This is a genomic window from Nocardia sp. NPDC058058 (assembly GCF_042885355.1).
In the GTDB taxonomy this organism is placed as follows: Bacteria; Actinomycetota; Actinomycetes; order Mycobacteriales; family Mycobacteriaceae; genus Nocardia.
In genome coordinates this window covers 1-18,044 of record NZ_JBHVSA010000001.1, presented here as the reverse complement: position 1 = coordinate 18,044, position 18,044 = coordinate 1, and the positions used below count along the sequence as shown (strand labels likewise).

The following is an 18,044-nucleotide window of genomic DNA, read 5'->3' as shown; positions in this document are numbered from 1 at the left end:
ACGCATCGCTCAACGGCCCGACCGGAGGATGACTTCCCGCGCCATGGCCCGATACGCTTCCGCGCCACCGGATTTGGGCGCCCAGGTGGTGATCGGCTCACCCGCGACGCTGGCGTCGGGGAAGCGCACGGTACGCGAGATCACCGTGTCGTAGACCAGGTCGCCGAAGACCTCGACCACACGCGTCATCACCTGCCGGGAATGCAGGAGGCGGGCATCGAACATGGTGACAACGATGCCGTACAGGGCCAGTTCCGGATTCAACCGGTCCCGCACCTTCTCCACCGTGTCATTGAGCAGCGCCAGGCCACGTAGCGAGAAGTATTCGCACTCCATCGGAATGATCACACCGTCCGCGCAGGCCAGCGCGTTCACGGTGAGCAGACCCAGGGACGGCTGGCAATCGATGAGGATGTAGTCGTAGCGGCTGCGCAGCGGCGCCAGCGCCCGCCCGAGCGTGTGCTCGCGACCCACCTCGTTGACGAGCTGGATCTCCGCCGCCGAGAGATCGATATTGCTGGGCAGCAGGTCCATATTCTCGACCTTGGTGTTCATCAGCACCTGATCGACGCTGACCTTGCCCGGACCGACCAGCAGATTGTGCACGGTCTGATCCAGATCATGGTGCGCCACACCCAATCCGGCCGAGAGCGCGCCCTGCGGATCCAGATCCACCAGCAGCACCTTGCGGCCGTACTCGGCCAGTGCCGCACCGAGATTGATGGTGGAGGTGGTCTTACCGACCCCGCCCTTCTGATTGCACATGGCGACAATCAGCGCGTCCCCGGTGTGATCGGGTGCGGGCGGCTCCGCGATCTCACGCAAAGGACGTCCGGTCGGACCGAGTTCCGCGCTGCTGGCGACATCCGGCGCCTCCCACAGGGTTTGCGCGGCGGTTTCGATCCGCTGGCCCGCACCACCGGCTTTCGTCACGTCCGCTGCTCCTTCGACGTTCCTGCCCTTGCCCCGCCCCGCCCGAAGTGCCGGTGGGCGGCGCGCCCGGCCGCGTGTGCGGACCGGTATCCAACAGACGCTACCGTCTGTCGCTCCCGGACCCACGTTCGGACACGCACCCTAAACCTGCACTTCAGACAGGGAAAAAGCCGTCCAGTCCTGCGCTGACGCTGGTCGGGGCCGCTTTCCTGTTGTAGCCCTTCGGGATTGACCCATTCTGCGGCCAGACACCGGCATCGGCAGGGTTACGCCCGAATCCGAGCCGAACGGGGTGAAAACATGCGGTGAAGCCTCCCCGGCCCACGACCGATTCGTCACGGCTGGGCACATCGATGTCCATCCTGCCCGGGAACACGCGTCAGGGACGCGCCCGGACGGCCTAGCGGGCGCGCGGATGAGCGGTGGCCCACACCTCGTGCAGCGTGCCGACGGTGACCAAGGTGTAGATCTGCGTGGTCGTCACCGAGGCGTGGCCCAGCAGTTCCTGCACGACACGGACATCCGCGCCACCGTCCAGCAGGTGGGTGGCGAAGGAATGGCGCAGCGTATGCGGGGACACGTGCGCGGCGATACCCGCCCGCTCGGCGGCGGAATGCAGTATCTGCCAAGCTGTTTGGCGCGATAGTCGGCCGCCGCGATGGTTCAGGAACAGCGCGGGATTGCCCTTGCCGCGCACCGCGAGCGCCGGGCGGCCCCGAACCAGATAGTTGTCCACGGCGGCCAAGGCGGGGCGGCCGATGGGGACCACGCGCTGCTTACCGCCCTTGCCGCGCAACAGCACCGCGCGTTCGGCGGCGTCGATATCGTCGACATCCAGCCCGACCATCTCCGAGATGCGCGCGCCGGTGGAGTACAGCAGTTCCAGCAGCGCCCGATCGCGCAGACCGCGCGGAGCCTCGGCGCTCTCCCCGCCCGTGGCATCGAGCAGGCGCGAAATCTGGTCGTACGGCAGCGCTTTGGGTAATCGCCGCGCCGGCGAGGGCGGTTTGACCGGATGCGCCACATCCGCCTCGATAATGCCCTCCGCCGCCGAGAACCGGTGCAGCCCGCGCACCGCCACCAGCGCCCGCGAGGCCGAACTCGCCGCCAGCGCCGGATGATCGGCATCCCCCGACCGCATGGACACCATGAAATCGGCGATATCCTGCTCGGAAACCCGCGCCAGGGTATCGATTCCGCGCCCCTCCAGAAACCCGCGGTACCGCACCAGATCCCGCCGATACGCCGACAGCGTATTGCGCGCCGCACCCCGCTCGACCGTCAAATGGTCGAGGTAGGCGTCGATCTCGCGGCTCAGCACGCAGACATCATGGCAGCAGCCACCGACAGTCAGCCGCACCACGACAAATCCGGCGCGGCCCGGCGCACAGGCCTCCGCCATGAGGCGCGCGAACACCCCACCCTGGCAGACACCTTCCGCCATGAGGCGCGTAAACCCCCGCGCCGACAGACGACTTCCGTCATCCCGGCGCGTTTTTGGCCGGGATCCACACAATTGGCTGATGCGCTGCCGGTGTGGATCCCGGCCAAAAGCATGCCGGGATGACGAGGGCGGCTCCGCCGGGCAGTCTTGCCGCGAGCGATTAGCTCTGGGCCGCTTTGCGTTCCAGGAAGGCGGTGGGCAGGCCCGGCCAGGGGGCGTCGGCGGGGCGGAGTTCGGCTCCGGTGGCGCGGGCGGTCATCAGGGCTGTCACGCCGGCTACGGCGGTGGCGTTGGTGATCTCACCGGCGAGGGCGGCGCGGACGGCTTCGGCGAGGGGGACGCGCAGGAGTTGGATGTCCGCCTCTTCCAATTCGGGTTCGGGGCGGTCGGTTTCGTAGAGGCCGGAGGCCAGGTAGATGCGCAGCGCCTCATCGGTGAAACCGGGCGAGAGCGCGATATCGACCAGCACCGACCATTCCCGCGCGGCCAGCCCGGTTTCCTCGGCCAGCTCACGCTTGGCGGCCTCGAGGGGATCCTCGCCCTGCTTGTCCAGCAGTCCGGCGGGCAACTCCAGCAGCCGCCGCCCCACCGGATGCCGATACTGGTTGATCAGCACCACATTGTCGTCCTCGTCCACCGCCGCGACGGCGACCGCGGCGTGGTGTTCGATCACCTCGCGTTCGGCGACCTTCCCGCCGGGCATGACGACCTGATCCAGCCGCAGCGCCAGAATCGCCCCCGAGTACACGGTGCGGCTCGAGACGGTATCGAATTCATGTGTTCCGGGCGCGGATTCAGCCATGGGGCAACCTTATCTGTCGATCGGACCGCGAAACGCCGACGACCCGGCGGAAATGGGTTCCCACCATCGGGAACCCGCTCCGCCGGGCCGTATTTCGACGTACGAACGTCAGCTGGTCACTTTCTCGCCCTCGGCGGCTTCCGGAATCTCCACCGGAAGCTGTTCGGCGAGCTTGTAATCCAGCGCCGCCGCGATGAGCGCCGCGAACAGCGGATGCGGGCGCGTCGGCCGCGACTTGAGCTCCGGATGCGCCTGCGTGGCGACGAAGAACGGATGCTTGTCCGCCGGTAGCTCGACGAACTCCACCAGGTTGCCGTCCGGCGAGGTGCCGCTGAACTTCAGTCCGCTCTTGGCGATCTTGTCGCGGAAGGAGTTGTTCACCTCGTAACGATGCCGGTGCCGCTCGGACACCTCGGTGGCACCGTACGCCTGCGCCACCACCGAACCGGCCTCGAGCACCGCCGGGTACGCACCCAGACGCATGGTGCCGCCCAGATCGGCCTCACCGGCCACGGCCTGCTGCTGATCGGCCATGGTCGAGATGACCGGGTACTTCACATCGGGCTCGAACTCGGTCGAGTTGGCATCGGTCAGACCCACCGACCGCGCCGCCTCGATCACCATGCACTGCATGCCAAGGCACAGGCCGAGGGTCGGAATGCCGTGGGTGCGCGCGTAATTGATCGCACCCACCTTGCCCTCGATACCGCGGATGCCGAACCCGCCCGGAATGAGCACCGCGTCGACATCGGCCAGATGCGCTTGCGCACCGGCCGGGGTCTCGCACTCATCGGACTGCACCCAGCGGATATTCACCTTCGCCTTGGCGGCGAAACCGCCCGCACGCAACGCCTCGGTGACCGAGAGGTACGCGTCCGGCAGATCGACGTACTTGCCGACCAGCGCCACGGTGACCTGCTCGCGCGGGTTGTGTACCCGATCCAGCAGCCCGCCCCAGACGGTCCAGTCCACATCGCGGAACGGCAGCCCGAGACGGCGCACCACGTACGCGTCCAGGCCCTCGCGGTGCAGCACCTTGGGGATGTCGTAGATCGACGGCGCGTCCGGGGTGGAAATGCAGGCGTCCACCTCGACATCGCACATGAGCGCGATCTTGTTCTTGAGCGGCTGCGGCACCTCGCGGTCGCAACGCAGGATCAGCGCATCGGGCTGGATACCGATATTGCGCAGCGCCGCCACCGAATGCTGAGTCGGCTTGGTCTTCAGCTCGCCCGAGGGACCCAGGTAGGGCACCAGCGAAACGTGCAGGAAGAAGCAGTTGTCCCGGCCCACATCGTGCCGGATCTGCCGTGCCGCCTCGAGGAACGGCTGCGATTCGATATCGCCGACCGTGCCACCGATTTCGGTGATGACCACGTCCGGAACCTGACCGTGTAGATCGGGTGCGGACATGGCCAGAATGCGATTCTTGATCTCATCGGTGATGTGCGGGATGACCTGCACCGTGTCACCGAGGTATTCGCCGCGCCGCTCCTTGGCGATGACGGTCGAATAGATCTGCCCCGTGGTGACATTCGCGTCCTGCGACAGATCGCGATCGAGGAAGCGTTCGTAATGACCCACGTCGAGGTCCGTCTCCGCGCCGTCCTCGGTCACGAACACCTCACCGTGCTGGAAAGGGTTCATGGTGCCGGGATCGACGTTCAGGTACGGATCCAACTTCTGCATCGTCACGCGCAGACCGCGTGACGTAAGCAGCTGACCGAGGCTGGAGGCGGTCAGACCCTTACCGAGTGAAGAGGCAACGCCACCGCTGACGAAGATGTGTTTCGTGGCCGCGCGCGCCGGAATCCGTGATTGACCCACGGGACTTCACGGTAACACGTCTTGCGGATGCCGATCGAATGCCACGCGCGCTCGCCGGTCGCGTTCGCATCCGCTTGCCCGGCGGTAGCGCCGATATCGCCCGCGCTGCTCGCGAATCGGTCAGCGCGGCATGGCGACGACTGTGAGCGAGGTCGCCCTGGCACCGGTGCCGTATCGCCCGGTACCACCGTTCAGCTGCTCGGTGAGGCCGAGCACGGTGGTGATGCGGCCGATGGCGTGATCCACGTTGTCGACGGTGGTGATGGTCGCCAAGGGGGCTTCATCGCGTGCCACGGCAATGGGTCCGGGGCCTTCGGCGGCACCGTAGCGACCCGCGAGCACCACACCCGCACTGTGCGCCCGCAAACCACCGGCGAACCTGGCGACGATGGTGCCGCGATTGTTCTCATCCGCGCGAGCGCCGTCCCCGGTGACCACCACGGCCAATTGCGCGGGATGCACCTCTCCGAAGGTCAGGAAGCCGCCGCCGCGCAGGGTCTCGAGCGCCAGCCCGCGTTCCTGGTCGGTACCGCGCGGCTGATTGCTCACCGGATCGGTGAGCAGCACCTGGCCGAGCAGATCCCCGCCGAGACTGCCCTGATCGGCGGCGTCGATCTGCAATTTCGCGCCCGCCGGAACGACATTGGTGAGCGCGGTGCGCAGGCGATCGCCCTCGGCGGAGTCGGTGAACGCGCCGGTGAGCGCGACCCGGCCGGTGACGGTGGCCCCGGCGGCGGTCAGCGAATTGGCGACGGCATCCGCATCGGCGTTGTCGGCGTCGGGGGTGGTGAATACCAGCACCGATTTACTGCCGAGGCTGCCCGCGAGCACCTTGGCCGCCGAACCGGTCAGGAAATCATCCGCGGCCTTCAATTGCTCTGTGAGCCTGGCGTTCTCGGAACTCAGCGCATCGGCGCGCTGTTTGTCCGCGGAGCCGGGAAAGAAGCCGTCGCTGTGCGTGCGGGTGCCGAGCACCACGCCGAGCGCCAGCGCCAGGAAGACGGCCGCGATCGAAACCGCGTGGTGCCGAAAGGAAATCATGCGTCCCCTATTTCACGTGGCGATCGAGCTGGGCCTGTATCCAGTGACCGCCGCGATGCCAGGTGTCCGCGATCCAGTCGGTGACCTCACCGCCCATATGCGTGGCCAGCACCGCCACGATCAACGCGACCAGCGCGGCCAGCACCACCAGTGCGACGGCCCAGCCCGAACCGCGGTGCCGGTACAGCGCCGCAACGGCTTTCGCGTCCATCAGCTTGGTGCCGATCTTCAACCGGGTCAGAAAGGTGGCCGGGTTGGAATCGCGGCGGCCGCGATCGAAGAACTCGTCGAGCGAGACGGCCGCACCGGCGGTGACGATCAGGCTCGCGCCGTGATGGTCGGCCAGCAGCAGTGCCAGATCGGCGGCCGCGCCGGAGGACGGGAAGGTGGTCGCGCCGATACCCAGATCCTGGATGCGCTCCAAACCCTTTGCGTGCCCGTCGGTATCGGCGGGCAGGATCACCTCGGCCCCGCATTTGAGCGTGGTGGCGGTGATCTCCTCCGGATCGCCGACGATCAGATCGGGGCGATATCCATTGCGGGTCAAGGTATCCGCACCGCGACCGACGCCGATGAGCACCGGCGCGTACTCCTTGATGAACGGTTTGATGCGCTTGAGATCCTCGGCGTGATCGGGTCCGTCGCCCACCACCACGACGTGGCGCTTCTTCATGTCCAGCGCGACCTCGGGCACCCCGATGCCGTCGATGAGCAGTGAGCTCTCGGTGCGAATGAACTCGATCGTGTTGCCCGCGAACGCTTCCAGATGATCGGCCAGGCCGTTGCGGGCCTCGATCATGCGCTCGGCGATCGAGGCCTCGGTGAGCTCGATGCCCTCGATCAGCGCCTCGGGCTCCTTCTTGACCGCCCGGTCGGCGAAGATGACGCTGCCGTCGATGCGAACCTTCGCGCCGTCCTTGATCTTGGTGAAGACATCGTTGCTGAGCGCGTCGATGAGCAGAATCCCATTGGCCACCAAGACTTCCGGGCCCAAGTTAGGATAGCGACCGGAGATCGAGGGTGAGGCGTTGACGACCGCCGCGACCCCGGCCTCGACGAGCCGGTCGGCGGTGAGCCGATCCAGGTCCATCTCGTCCAGAACGGCCACGTCACCGGGTCCGATGCGTTGCAGCAGACGCCTGGTATTGCGGTCGACCCGGGCCATCCCGGAGATCCCGGGCAGCGTTTCGGTGTTACGCGACAGCAGGGCCAGCATCTTCATAACGATCGATCATTACCGCAAACCCTCAACCTTTGGTGGAGGCGCGCCGGTCCGCGAGTGGATTGTCCCAGTCAGAAGTGTGTCCTTACCAACGGGTAAGTATATGCTCCGGACAACGGTTCGAGAGGAGACCCACCGTTATGGCCAGCACCACCGTTGATACTGTCCTGCCCGCTTCGCGCGACCGCGTCTACCAGCTCTTCGCTGATCGCGATGCCCTCAGCTCCTATCTGCCGATTCAGATCTCGCTCAAGAAGCCGGGCATCGGCAGCCCGTCCGGCGTCGGCGCGCAGTACCTGCTCGGACTCGCCGGACTCGGCATCACCGAGGAGACCACCGAACTCGTCCCCGGCGAGCGCATGGTCTACCGGGTCGTCAAGGGCGCGCCGGTGAAGCGGCACGTCGGCACCATCACCTTCGCCGATGCCCCCGGCGGCACCCGCGTCGTCTACACGATGGAATCGGACCCCAGCCTGCCCGTGCCCGCCAAGGTGCTCGAAGCCGGTCTCAAGAGCCTGATCAACGTGTTCCTCGGTGGCGTCCGCAAGGCCGTCAAGTAGTCACACACGTACGGCGAACGGCCCGCGGAGTCGCTCCGCGGGCCGTTCTCGTTCCGAAAGCCGTTCGGCCGGAACTACTTCGGCTGAATGTAGTAGGAACCGTAGGAACCGACGCAGTCGTAGTCGTTCCATTCCCCGTTGTCCATACCGCGGTTACCGCGGCCCAGGCATTCGGCCAGGCTTTCGAACGGGCCCCGCGAATTCTGGCCCGGCTGGGCCACCTGGCCGCTGCCGGAATCGAACGGGCCGGCGGTCGCGGTGGCGGCGGCCCCGGTGACGAGAGCACCGGCGCAGAGTGCGGCGGCGGCGAGTCTGGTGATGTGCGACATGGTCGAATCTTTCTGTAGGGCTGGAAGTTTCATTACTGGGCGGGTGCGAGCTGCTGCATGATGGCCGCCACATCGAGCCAGACGTTCTCGCGGCTCATGCGACCGTCCTTGAACTCGCAGACATGCAGAATCCGGAAATCGATCTGCTTGTTGCCGCCGGGAATCCCCATGAACGAGCCGGGAACCCGGCCGTACCAATGGGATTCGTCGACCATGAAGTCGTCGCCGTAGTAGCGGCGCACGTTTTCGAACTTGTCCTCGTCGAGCTGATCGAAAAGATCCTGGTAGCGCTGCCCGATCGCCTCCCTGTCGTGCAGCACCCCGCTCGGATCGCCGACCACGTCATGTTCCACGCCCGGTGCGAGCGTTTCCATGATCGCGGGGACGTTCTTCGCCGCCTCCGCGTTCGCGTGCCGAGTGAAGAGCGCGTCCATCTCATCCCGATTCATAACCGGTCCCTCCTGTTTGTGAGATTCTGCTATCTTCGTGAGATGAGTTTCTCACGTCAAGAGAAATTTCTCACGACTGGACGACAAAATCAGAAAATGCGAACCCGCGAGGCACTGATCGACGCGGCGATCACCCTTGCCAAGGAGGGCAGACAACCGACCATCGCCGAGGTGGCCGAGGCCGCGCGGGTCTCCCCCGCCACCGCCTACCGGTACTTCCCCAACCCGCAATCACTGTGGGCCGATATGGCCAGCCAGCAGCAGACGCGCCGCCAGGACTTCTTCCGGGTCCTGGACGAACTCGAGGGCGGCCCGTCCGAACGCATCGGCGCCATGGTGCGGCGCACCGCCGAAATGCAGTTCACCGACGAAGCGCTCTGGCGCAATATCCTGCGCGCCACCCTGGAACGCTGGTTCGAACAGCGCGATCTGCCCGAGGCCGAACGCGTCCCGGTGCGCGGCAACACCCGGCTCGCCCTGGCCCGCGCCGCCCTGGAACCGCTGAACGATCGGCTCACCCCCGAACAGATGGATCGCCTCGTCAACGCGGTCGGCCTGGTCTTCGGCGTGGAGGCCATCGTCAGCACCCGGGACACCTGCGGCCTGGACGCCGAGGCCGCGACCGACCTCATGGTCTGGTCGGCCCAGGCCCTGGTCCAGCAGGCCCTGGCCGAAGCCGAAGGTCAAGCCCCCCAGCCCGATTGAACACAAAGGTCCGGCGGAGCACGAGGGGTGCTCCGCCGGACCGAGATTCGACTCAGCTTGCGGCGGTGACCTTTTCGGCGTCAGCCGTGGTCAGCAGCTCCCACGCGTGGGCGCGGCCGGTTTCGGTGTCGTCCAGGCCCGCGAGCATGCGGGCGAGTTCGACCACGCGCTCATCACGGGTCAGCGCGCGGACACCGGATTTCACGCCCTTGCCGTCATCGACCTTGTCGACCACCAGGTGGGTGTCGGCGAAGGCCGCGACCTGGGCGAGGTGGGTGACCACGATGACCTGGTGGGTGCGCGCCAATCGGGCCAGGCGACGGCCGATTTCGACCGCGGCGCGACCACCGACACCGGCGTCGACCTCATCGAAAACCATGGTGGTGCCGTGTTCGGAGCTGGCCAGCACCACTTCCAGCGCGAGCATGATGCGCGAGAGCTCACCGCCGGAAGCGCTGCGGCTCAACGGCAGCGGCTGTGCGCCCGAATGCGCGGCGAGCCGGAACTCCACCTCGTCCACACCGGTGGAACCGGCATGCAGTTCCTGACCGTCGACCAGCAGCGGTGCGGAATCCTGCACCCCCGCGGGCATCGGCCGCACACCGACCTCGAGCTTGGCGCGGCCCATGGCCAGACCGCCGAGTTCGGTACTGACGGCGCCGGCGAGCTTGCCCGCCGCCTTGGAACGGGCGACCGTGAGTTTGCGCGCGGCCTCGCGCACCTTCTCCGCCGCCGTCTCGACCTCCGCGGCCAGCGCCGCGAGGGCCTCCTCGGAGACATCCAGGGATTCCAGCCGGGTGCGGGACTGATCCGCCCACGCGATGACCCCGTCGATATCGGGCGCGTATTTCCTGGTGAGGGACTTCAATTCGGCCTGGCGGGTGAGCATGGAATCCAGCGCGCCCGGATCGGACGGCAGATCCGACAGATACGAACTGAGCTCGGTGGCCAGATCCACCACCACCGAAATCGCTTCGCCCAGACGGGGAGCCAGTGCGGTCAGCGCGGGGTCCTCGGCCGTATCCAGCCGAGCGCGCGCACCGCCGAGCAGTTCCAGCGCACCCGATCCTTCGCCCGGGGTGTCGGAGGGACCGGCGAGCGCGTCATGCGCGGCGGAGGCGGCCTCACGCAGCGAATCCAGATCCGAGAGCCTGCGCACCTCGGCGACCAGGCGCTCATCCTCACCGGGTTCCGGTGCGATGGCGTCGATTTCGTTCAAAGACTGGGTCAGGTGATCGGCCTCGAGGGCCAATTCGCGACTGCGCGCGGTGCGTTCGAGCAACTGATTGCGCGCCTCGAGCCAACTCTTGCGCGCCTTCTGATATTTGGTGAGCAGCGCCGCCACACCGTCACCGGCGAACTGGTCCAGCGCGTGCAACTGCTGATCCGGCCGCTGCAACCGCAACTGATCGTTCTGGCCGTGCACGGTGAGCAACGGTGTCGTGAAATCCGACAGCACCGAGGCGGGCACGCTGCGCCCGCCCAGATGCGCGCGCGAGCGGCCGTCACTGCCGACGGTGCGCACGGCGATGACACTGCCGTCGTCATCGTGTTCGGCGCCGGAGGCTTCCATCACCTCCTTGACCTCGGAGACCGCCCCCTCGTGGACCGCGTCCACGGTGAAGCGTCCCTCCACCAGTGCGCGGGACGCACCGAGCCGCACCCGGCCCGCATCGGCGCGGGCGCCGCTGAGCAGGTGCAGGCTCGTGACCACCATGGTCTTGCCCGCACCGGTCTCACCGGTCAAAACGGTCAAACCTTCATGGAATTGCGCGGTGGCGGTGGAAATTACGCCCAGCCCGTCAATCCTGATCTCTGTCAGCACTCGTGCTCTCCGTCCGTCGGCCTCGCCAGCCTGTCACGGGTAACTGGAACTTGCGCACCATCCGGTCTGCGAAGGGTGCGGAATCCAAGCGCACCCAGCGCACCGGTTCGGCCCCGCGGACCGCCTCGACCCGGCCGCCCCGCGGCAATGCGAGGGTGCGTCGGCCGTCCAGGAAAACTATTGCATCATGGCCCGTCGCAACGGTTTCCACCGCTATGCGCGACTCCGGGCTGGTGACCAGGGGCCGCGCGAACAGCGCGTGCGCGTTGCTCGGAATCACCAGCAGCGCTTCGAGTTCGGGCCACACCACCGGACCACCCGCCGAGAAGGCGTATGCCGTCGAACCGGTCGGGGTGGCGATCAGCACACCATCGCAGCCGAAGGAGGAGACCGGTCGCCCGTCCACCTCCAGCACCACTTCGAGAACGCCCATGCGCGCGGCGTTTTCGATACTGGCCTCGTTCAACGCCCAGCCGCTCTCGACGATCTCATCCTCGACGCGCACCCGGACATCGATGGTCATCCGGGTTTCGAGGGTGTAGTCGCCGCGCACCACCTGCGATAGCGCCTCGTCGAGATGTTCCGCCTCGGCCTCGGTGAGAAAACCGATGCGGCCCAGGTTGATTCCCAGCACCGGCACCGAGGCATCGCGCGCCAGCTCGGCGGCGCGCAGGAACGTGCCGTCACCGCCCAATGCCAGCACCATCTCGCAGCCGACCGCCGCGTCCGGACCGTGCGCCATCACGCGCACCGGATACCCGTCCGCCGCACCGGCATCGTCGAGATCGAAACGCGTGCTGTAGGCCTCGTCCTCCAGCACCCGCAGGCAGATGCCCGCCTCGGCGAAGATCTTGGCCACCCGATGCGCGGTCTCGGTGATCTCGGACCGGCCGGGATGCGCGACCAGCAGGATCTCCCGTGCGGCGCCCCGCGAATTCACTGTGGTCCCTCCTGAACCGCCCGATCGATCAATGCCGCCACCCGAGCCTGTTCCTCCGCACTGTATGCGGCGGGGACAGAGCTCGCAGCGGACACCGTATCGCCCGGCACCGACAAACTGTCATCGACGGCGCGAACGCCATCGGACTTCGCGGTGTCTTCCTGCGCGGCGGCCGATTCCGCCACTTGCTTGCGCAACCACAGGAAGTACTCGACATTCCCGGACGGACCGGGCAGCGGGCTCGCCGTCACGCCCATGGTGCGCAGGCCAAGCTTGGCCGCGGCGGCCGCCACCTCGCGCACCGTCTCCGCGCGCAACGCCGGATCCCGCACCACGCCACCGGATCCGAGCCGATCCTTACCGACCTCGAACTGCGGCTTCACCATGGGCAGCAGATCCGCCCCGGGCGCACAGCAGGCCGCGAGCGCGGGCAACACCAGTGCGAGTGAGATGAACGACAGATCCGCGACCACCACATCGACTGTGCCGCCGATGAGTTCGGGGGTCAGCGCGCGAACATTGGTGCGGTCGTGCACTTTTACCCGGTCGTCGTTCTGCAGACGCCAAATCAGCTGTCCGTAGCCGACATCCGCGGCAACGACTTCCTTCGCGCCCTTGGACAGCAGCACATCGGTGAAACCGCCGGTCGACGCGCCCGCGTCCAGACAGCGCTTACCGTCCACGGAAACGCCTTCGGCTTCGAACGCCGCCAGCGCGCCGAGTAACTTGTGCGCGCCACGCGAGGCCCACTGCACCTCATCGGGCTCATCGCGAACCAGCAGCGCGGCCGCGGTCTCCACCCCCGTCGCCGGTTTGGTGGCCACACTTCCATTGATCAGGACGCGGCCCGCGCTGATCAGCTCGACCGCGTGTTCCCGCGATCGCGCCAATCCGCGGCGAACCAATTCCGCGTCCACCCGTGCGCGCCTGGCCACCTCAGATCTTGTCCACCGTTGCGAGTGCGTGCACCAGCACATCGTGCGCCTGCTCCAGAATCCTGGCGCGCCGCACCAGATCCGTGCCGTCGGACGCCGAATCCCGCGCCCCCGCCGACAATTCGGCCAGCAGCGCGTCCACCTCCGCGCGCACCCGCACCGGATCGGCGAATTCCTGATTCGCACCCGCCATATGCTGGCCCGGCAGCGGCATCCCCGGACGGGGAGCCGGCGCGGGCTGCTGCGGATTAGACGTGGGCATACTCATCGTGGCGTCAACGCTACCCGAACTCGCATTCGAACAGTATCCAGCCCACGAGGTTCACCCGGTGTGTCCGATCGCCCTCGGCGAGCGCGCGGGTCCGGAAAATCGGTGGACCCGGCTGGCAGAATCGGGCAAATGGACCGCAACTTCGAGGAACTTATCGCGGAGGCCGATTCGGTGTCCGTCGCCGGATGGGACTTCTCCTGGCTGGCGGGGCGGGCGACCGAGGAGCGGCCGTCCTGGGGGTATCAACGCCAGCAGGCGCAGCGGCTGACCACGGCGCGGGCGGCGCTGGATATTCAAACCGGGGGCGGCGAGGTGCTGGCGGAGGCGGAGCATTTCCCGCGCACCATGGTCGCCACCGAATCGTGGCCGCCGAATCTGGCCAAGGCGACACGACTGCTGCATCCGCGCGGGGCGGTGGTGGTCGCCGATCCCGATGAGCCGCCGCTGCCGTTCGCCGACGAGGCGTTCGATCTGGTGACCAGCAGGCATCCGGCCACCATCTGGTGGGAGGAGATCGCGCGGGTGCTGGAACCGGGCGGGGTGTATTTCGCCCAGCATGTCGGGCCGGCCAGCGTCTTCGAGGTCGTCGAATACTTCCTCGGACCGCAGCCCGAGGCGCGCAAGGGGCGCGATCCGGAGCTCGAGTCCGCCGGGGCACGCGCCGCCGGACTGGAGATCGTGCAGGCGCGCACCGAACGACTTCCCATGCGGTTCAACGATATCGGCGCGGTGGTGTACTTCCTGCGCAAGGTGATCTGGATGGTGCCGGGATTCACGGTGGACCAGTATCGGGATCGGCTGCGCGAACTGCACGAGCAGATCACCGAGCAGGGACCGTTCGAGGCGTACTCCGCGCGCACCCTGTTCGAAGCCCGAAAGCCCAACTGAGTCTTCGGGATTCGACCAGGGTGACAGCCCACGGGTGTGGATCCCGGCCGAAAGCACGCCGGGATGACGGGGCTGGGTCGGTTCGGGCGCGATGGATCAGTCCGTCGCGGCGGGTGGGGTCGCGATGGCGATGGCGCGGCCGGGATGCTTGGCGAGCAGGGCGGCGATCACCTCGGTGATGTCGCCCTCGCCCGGGATGACCGGGGCGGCGTCGGCGATCGGATGGTTCAGGGCGTCAAGGGTTTCGGCGATGTACGTGGGCAGGTGCTCGACGGGCTGGGTGCGCAGATCCTCGAGGGTGCTCACGCCGGTCAGCACCATGAACGATTCGAGGCCGACGCAGTGCGCGCCGTCGATATCGGTGTCGAGGCGATCACCGACCACCAGGGCGTCGCGGGTTCCGGCGCGCACCAGCGCGTCTTCCAGCAGGGGCGCATAGGGTTTGCCCGCCACGAGCGGTTCCCGTGCCGAAGCGGTGCGCAGCGCGGCGACCATGGAACCGTTGCCGGGTGCGAGGCCACGCTCGTTCGGGAGCGTCGCATCGGTATTCGAGGCGACCCAGAGCGCACCGGCACGCAGGGCGTAGGCGGCCTCGGCCAGATCCGCCCAGGCGGTCTGCGGCGAATGGCCCTGCACGACCGCGGCGGGCGCGACGCCGTTGAAGCGGCGGATCGGCGCCAAGCCAACGGCATTCACCTCGGCGACCAGATCATCGGTGCCGACGACCAGCACCGTCGAGCCGGGCTCCAACCGCTTGGCGAGCATATGGGCGGCTGCCTGCGCGCTGGTGACAACCTCGTCTTCCGCCGCGCGATAACCCAATTCGCGCAGATGCTCGGCCACGACCGGGGCCGAACGGCTGGCATTGTTGGTGACGTAGACCAGCTGCTGGTCGCCCGCGACCGAAAGCGCTTCCGGCGCACCGGGAATCACCTCCGGTCCGCGATACAGGGTGCCGTCCAGATCCAGTAGCAGTGCGCCGAATCGATCCCGAAGCCGCATATCGCCGCCCTCTCCCAAGTTTCGGCCTACAGGTCGGCCGCCCCCATTCGGGGACGGCCAGCCTACTAGGCCGATGTCACAGCCTGTCTTCGCGCGGCAACCGATATCGACCGGGTGCCGCGTTCATCCTGTCGAATCGCTACTGCTCGTCGTCGTCCGCGGCCGAATCCTCGGATCGCACAGTGGACTTGGTGGCGGCCGGCTTCGAGGACTCGGCGGCGGGCTTGCCCGCGCTCACCTCGTCATCGTCCGCGTCGTCGGCGTCGTTGTCATCCTCGTCGTCGACATCGGCGTCGTCTTCGTCGTCGAGATCCTCGTCGTCGGCGTCTTCGTCGTCCTCGGTGCCGTCCTCGACCTGGGCGGTCCAGTCCGGCTCGTCATCGGAATCGTCTTCGTCAGCCACTGCGACGGCGTCCGCGGTCCAGCTATTGCCCGAACCGCCCTCGGCCAGGTCCGTGGCGCGGTCCTCGGCGTCGGTCTCACCTTCGGCGTCGGCGGACGCCGCGTTCATGAACCAGGTCAGCGATTCCTCACGACGACCCGCGGCCAGCAGCGCCTCGGCATAGGCGTAGAACAGCCGGGCCGATGCGGAACCGGTTCGCGCCGGATCCAATTCGGGCGTTTGCAGGGTGACCACGGCCTGGTCGTACTGACCCAGATCCATGCGCGCACCCGCCACCACGATGCGCAGCTCGGTGGCCTCATCGCCCTTGAGCAAGCGGGCCTCATCGCTACGGCCCAATTCGATGGCCCGCTCGGGACGACCCAGACCGCGCTCACAGTCGGCCATCACCGCGAGCAGTCCGGAACCACCGGACATGCGGCGCGCGGTACGCAGCTCGGACAGCGCCTCGGCCCACTCACCCGCGTGATAGGCCGCGACACCGGCGGTTTCGCGCACGACGGCGATACGACCGGCCCGCTGCCGGGCGGCGCGGGCATGCGCCAGCGCCAGCTCGGGATCCTCGTCCAGCAGCTGGGCGACCATGATCAGGTGCCGCGCAACGGATTCGGCATTGCTCTTGTCCAGGCTCAGCAGATCGCGGCGCACGGCCGGATCGAGATCGGCGGCCTGCACGTCATCGGGGAGTTCCGGCTCATCCGGGCGGCCCTCACGACGCTCGCCACCCCGGGCGCCGGGACCACGCGCGCCCTCGCCACCGCGGCGACGATCCGAATCCCCGCCGGGGAACGACCGCTCGGAACGCTCCGGACGCTCGGTGCGCTCGAACCGCTCCGGCTTCTCCGCACCCTCGGCGCGGGGCGAACGCTCGGGCTTCTCGAAACGCTCGGACTTGCCGAACCGCTCCGAACGATCCCGATCCGGGCGATCACCACGATCGGGACGATCGCCGCGATCCCGGTTGAACCCGCCACCGGAATTGCCGCGATCACCGAAACTGCTGCGCCCGAAGCTCTTTCGATCATCCCGGTCGCCACCGCGGTTATCCCGATCGCGATTGAAGCCACCGCGCTCACCACCGCCGTCACGGTTGAACCCGCCGCGACCGGCACCGTCACGGTCCCGGTTGAACCCGCCGCGCTCACCACCACGGCTGTCGCCACCGCGATTGAAGCCACCACGGCTATCGCCACGGCTGTCCCCACCACGGTTATCCGAACCACGGTTGAAGCCACCGCGCTCACCACCGCGATTGTCCCGATCGCGGTTGAATCCACCGCGTTCGCCATCACGGTTGTCGCGGTTGAACCCGCCGCGCTCACCGCCGCGGCTATCGCCACCACGATTGAAACCACCACGGCTATCGCCACGGCTGTCCCCACCACGATTGAAGCCACCGCCACGGCTGTCGCCGCCCCGGCTGAAGCCGCCGCGATCGTTGTCGCGACGCTCGCCACCGCGATTATCGCCGCCACGGCTGTCGGAGCCGCGATTGAAGCCGCCCCGCTCACCGTCACGGTTATCGCGGTTGAAGCCGCCCCGGCCGCCGCTGTCGCCACCGCGGTTGAAACCGCCGCGCTCGCCGCCACGGTTGTCACTGCCGCGATTGAATCCGCCGCGATCGCCTTCCCGACGCTCGCCGCCACGGTATCCACCGCGATCGTTGTCGCGGCCCTCGCCACGATTGAATCCGCCCCGGCTGTCACCGCCACCGCGGTTGTAGCCGCCGCGGCTATCGCCGCCGCCTCGGCTGTCGCTGTCACGGTTGAAGCCGCCGCGCCCACCGGAATTGCTGTCATTGTCGCGGCGGAATCCGCCACGATCGTTGTCCCGGCCGCCGGAGCCGCCACGGCTGCCGCCGGAATCGCGGTTGTAGCCGCCGCGCTCGCCGTCCCCGCGGCCCGCGTTATCGCGACCACCGCGGTTGAATCCGCCCTCCGGACGATCGGATCCGCCACTACGGCGGAAAGGTTTGCGGCCGTCGTTGTGCTCCGCCACGGTGGTCCCTCTCTATAGTTTGCCTGCGGTACCCGGCCGCGGCGCTGGCGCGCGTGACGGTCGGCGGGACGTTCCCACCACCACAAATTCAATCACGCACCGCTGAGCGTCCAAGCGGCACCGGGTCGTAAAACGCCGAAAGGGGACCCAGCGAGTGGGTCCCCTTTCGTGAAGGATGTTCCGGCGGTGTCCTACTCTCCCACACCCTGTCGAGTGCAGTACCATCGGCGCAGGTGGCCTTAGCTTCCGGGTTCGGAATGGGACCGGGCGTTTCCCCACCGCTATAGCCGCCGTAACTCTATGAAACTAAGGGGGTTCGGGGGTCTAACCCCCGAAACTCCCCACACGCGTGGAGGGCGTGAACCCTCAACACGGTGTGTGTTGTTTCAGATACCGCACAGTGGACGCGTAGCTTCTTTGTTGGTAAGTCCTCGGCCTATTAGTACCGGTCACCTGCATGCGTTACCGCA

The 18,044-nt window shown here is 67.4% G+C and carries 16 protein-coding genes, 1 rRNA gene and 1 pseudogene; 3 read left to right on the top strand and 15 right to left on the bottom strand.

Going from position 1 to position 18,044, the window contains the following annotated elements; translation table 11 throughout:
* Nucleotides 1–9: 9 nt before the first annotated feature.
* From ACFVUS_RS00090 to steA, 6 genes are all read right to left on the bottom strand, one after another.
* On the bottom strand, nt 10–903 hold the full coding sequence (locus ACFVUS_RS00090; protein ID WP_387765327.1) for a ParA family protein: 894 nt from the start codon (nt 901–903) through the stop codon (nt 10–12).
* A gap of 430 nt (nt 904–1,333) precedes the next feature.
* Nucleotides 1,334–2,254 carry a site-specific tyrosine recombinase XerD gene (gene xerD, locus ACFVUS_RS00085; RefSeq protein ID WP_387765325.1) on the bottom strand — a complete coding sequence of 307 codons (921 nt, stop codon included), beginning with the start codon at nt 2,252–2,254 and terminating at the stop codon, nt 1,334–1,336.
* 283 nt (nt 2,255–2,537) lie between these two features.
* Nucleotides 2,538–3,179 (bottom strand): NUDIX domain-containing protein, encoded by a 642-nt coding sequence (locus tag ACFVUS_RS00080; RefSeq protein WP_375966526.1) that lies wholly within the window; start codon nt 3,177–3,179, stop codon nt 2,538–2,540.
* Between the two features lie 108 nt (nt 3,180–3,287).
* Nucleotides 3,288–5,006: a CTP synthase gene (locus tag ACFVUS_RS00075; RefSeq protein WP_387760902.1), complete on the bottom strand. Its 1,719-nt coding sequence runs from the start codon at nt 5,004–5,006 to the stop codon at nt 3,288–3,290.
* Between the two features lie 120 nt (nt 5,007–5,126).
* On the bottom strand, nt 5,127–6,047 hold the full coding sequence (locus ACFVUS_RS00070) for a copper transporter (protein WP_387760901.1): 921 nt from the start codon (nt 6,045–6,047) through the stop codon (nt 5,127–5,129).
* A gap of 7 nt (nt 6,048–6,054) precedes the next feature.
* Nucleotides 6,055–7,269 carry a putative cytokinetic ring protein SteA gene (gene steA / locus ACFVUS_RS00065; RefSeq protein ID WP_387760900.1) on the bottom strand — a complete coding sequence of 405 codons (1,215 nt, stop codon included), beginning with the start codon at nt 7,267–7,269 and terminating at the stop codon, nt 6,055–6,057.
* 140 nt (nt 7,270–7,409) lie between these two features.
* Between steA and ACFVUS_RS00060 the strand changes: the two genes are divergently transcribed.
* Entirely contained in the window at nt 7,410–7,829 is a 420-nt protein-coding gene (locus ACFVUS_RS00060) for an SRPBCC family protein (RefSeq protein WP_375966520.1), read from the top strand.
* 74 nt (nt 7,830–7,903) lie between these two features.
* On the opposite strand, the gene ACFVUS_RS00055 is transcribed toward ACFVUS_RS00060, so the two are convergent.
* The gene (locus ACFVUS_RS00055; RefSeq protein ID WP_387760899.1) at nt 7,904–8,158 is read right to left on the bottom strand and encodes a hypothetical protein; all 255 of its coding nucleotides are present in this window, start codon (nt 8,156–8,158) and stop codon (nt 7,904–7,906) included.
* A gap of 32 nt (nt 8,159–8,190) precedes the next feature.
* The gene (locus tag ACFVUS_RS00050; protein WP_387760898.1) at nt 8,191–8,607 is read right to left on the bottom strand and encodes an ester cyclase; all 417 of its coding nucleotides are present in this window, start codon (nt 8,605–8,607) and stop codon (nt 8,191–8,193) included.
* A gap of 96 nt (nt 8,608–8,703) precedes the next feature.
* Here ACFVUS_RS00050 and ACFVUS_RS00045 point away from each other — a divergent pair, with 96 nt between their 5' ends.
* The gene (locus ACFVUS_RS00045) at nt 8,704–9,312 is read left to right on the top strand and encodes a TetR/AcrR family transcriptional regulator (protein ID WP_387760897.1); all 609 of its coding nucleotides are present in this window, start codon (nt 8,704–8,706) and stop codon (nt 9,310–9,312) included.
* A gap of 52 nt (nt 9,313–9,364) precedes the next feature.
* Here ACFVUS_RS00045 and recN read toward each other — a convergent pair whose 3' ends face one another.
* From recN to ACFVUS_RS00025, 4 genes are read right to left on the bottom strand one after another with little or no spacing between them, the layout of a single operon-like run.
* Nucleotides 9,365–11,137 carry a DNA repair protein RecN gene (gene recN / locus ACFVUS_RS00040; protein WP_387760896.1) on the bottom strand — a complete coding sequence of 591 codons (1,773 nt, stop codon included), beginning with the start codon at nt 11,135–11,137 and terminating at the stop codon, nt 9,365–9,367.
* Nucleotides 11,115–12,110 carry an NAD kinase gene (locus ACFVUS_RS00035; RefSeq protein ID WP_387765323.1) on the bottom strand — a complete coding sequence of 332 codons (996 nt, stop codon included), beginning with the start codon at nt 12,108–12,110 and terminating at the stop codon, nt 11,115–11,117. Before ACFVUS_RS00035 ends, recN begins: the two co-directional genes overlap by 23 nt.
* Nucleotides 12,074–13,012, bottom strand: coding sequence for a TlyA family RNA methyltransferase (locus tag ACFVUS_RS00030; protein WP_387760895.1), 939 nt, complete (start codon nt 13,010–13,012; stop codon nt 12,074–12,076). The genes ACFVUS_RS00035 and ACFVUS_RS00030 overlap by 37 nt, the downstream gene beginning before the upstream one ends.
* A gap of 1 nt (nt 13,013) precedes the next feature.
* On the bottom strand, nt 13,014–13,274 hold the full coding sequence (locus ACFVUS_RS00025) for a hypothetical protein (protein WP_387760894.1): 261 nt from the start codon (nt 13,272–13,274) through the stop codon (nt 13,014–13,016).
* Between the two features lie 138 nt (nt 13,275–13,412).
* Between ACFVUS_RS00025 and ACFVUS_RS00020 the strand changes: the two genes are divergently transcribed.
* Nucleotides 13,413–14,171 carry a class I SAM-dependent methyltransferase gene (locus tag ACFVUS_RS00020; RefSeq protein ID WP_387760893.1) on the top strand — a complete coding sequence of 253 codons (759 nt, stop codon included), beginning with the start codon at nt 13,413–13,415 and terminating at the stop codon, nt 14,169–14,171.
* Nucleotides 14,172–14,267: 96 nt separating this feature from the next.
* Here the strand turns inward: ACFVUS_RS00020 and ACFVUS_RS00015 are convergent, their stop codons facing one another.
* From ACFVUS_RS00015 to rrf, 3 genes and pseudogenes are all read right to left on the bottom strand, one after another.
* Nucleotides 14,268–15,173, bottom strand: coding sequence for an HAD-IIA family hydrolase (locus ACFVUS_RS00015; RefSeq protein WP_387760892.1), 906 nt, complete (start codon nt 15,171–15,173; stop codon nt 14,268–14,270).
* 448 nt (nt 15,174–15,621) lie between these two features.
* Nucleotides 15,622–16,344: pseudogene (locus tag ACFVUS_RS00010) on the bottom strand (hypothetical protein); the annotation flags it as partial.
* A gap of 1,408 nt (nt 16,345–17,752) precedes the next feature.
* Nucleotides 17,753–17,869 (bottom strand): 5S ribosomal RNA (gene rrf, locus ACFVUS_RS00005).
* Nucleotides 17,870–18,044: the final 175 nt, after the last annotated feature.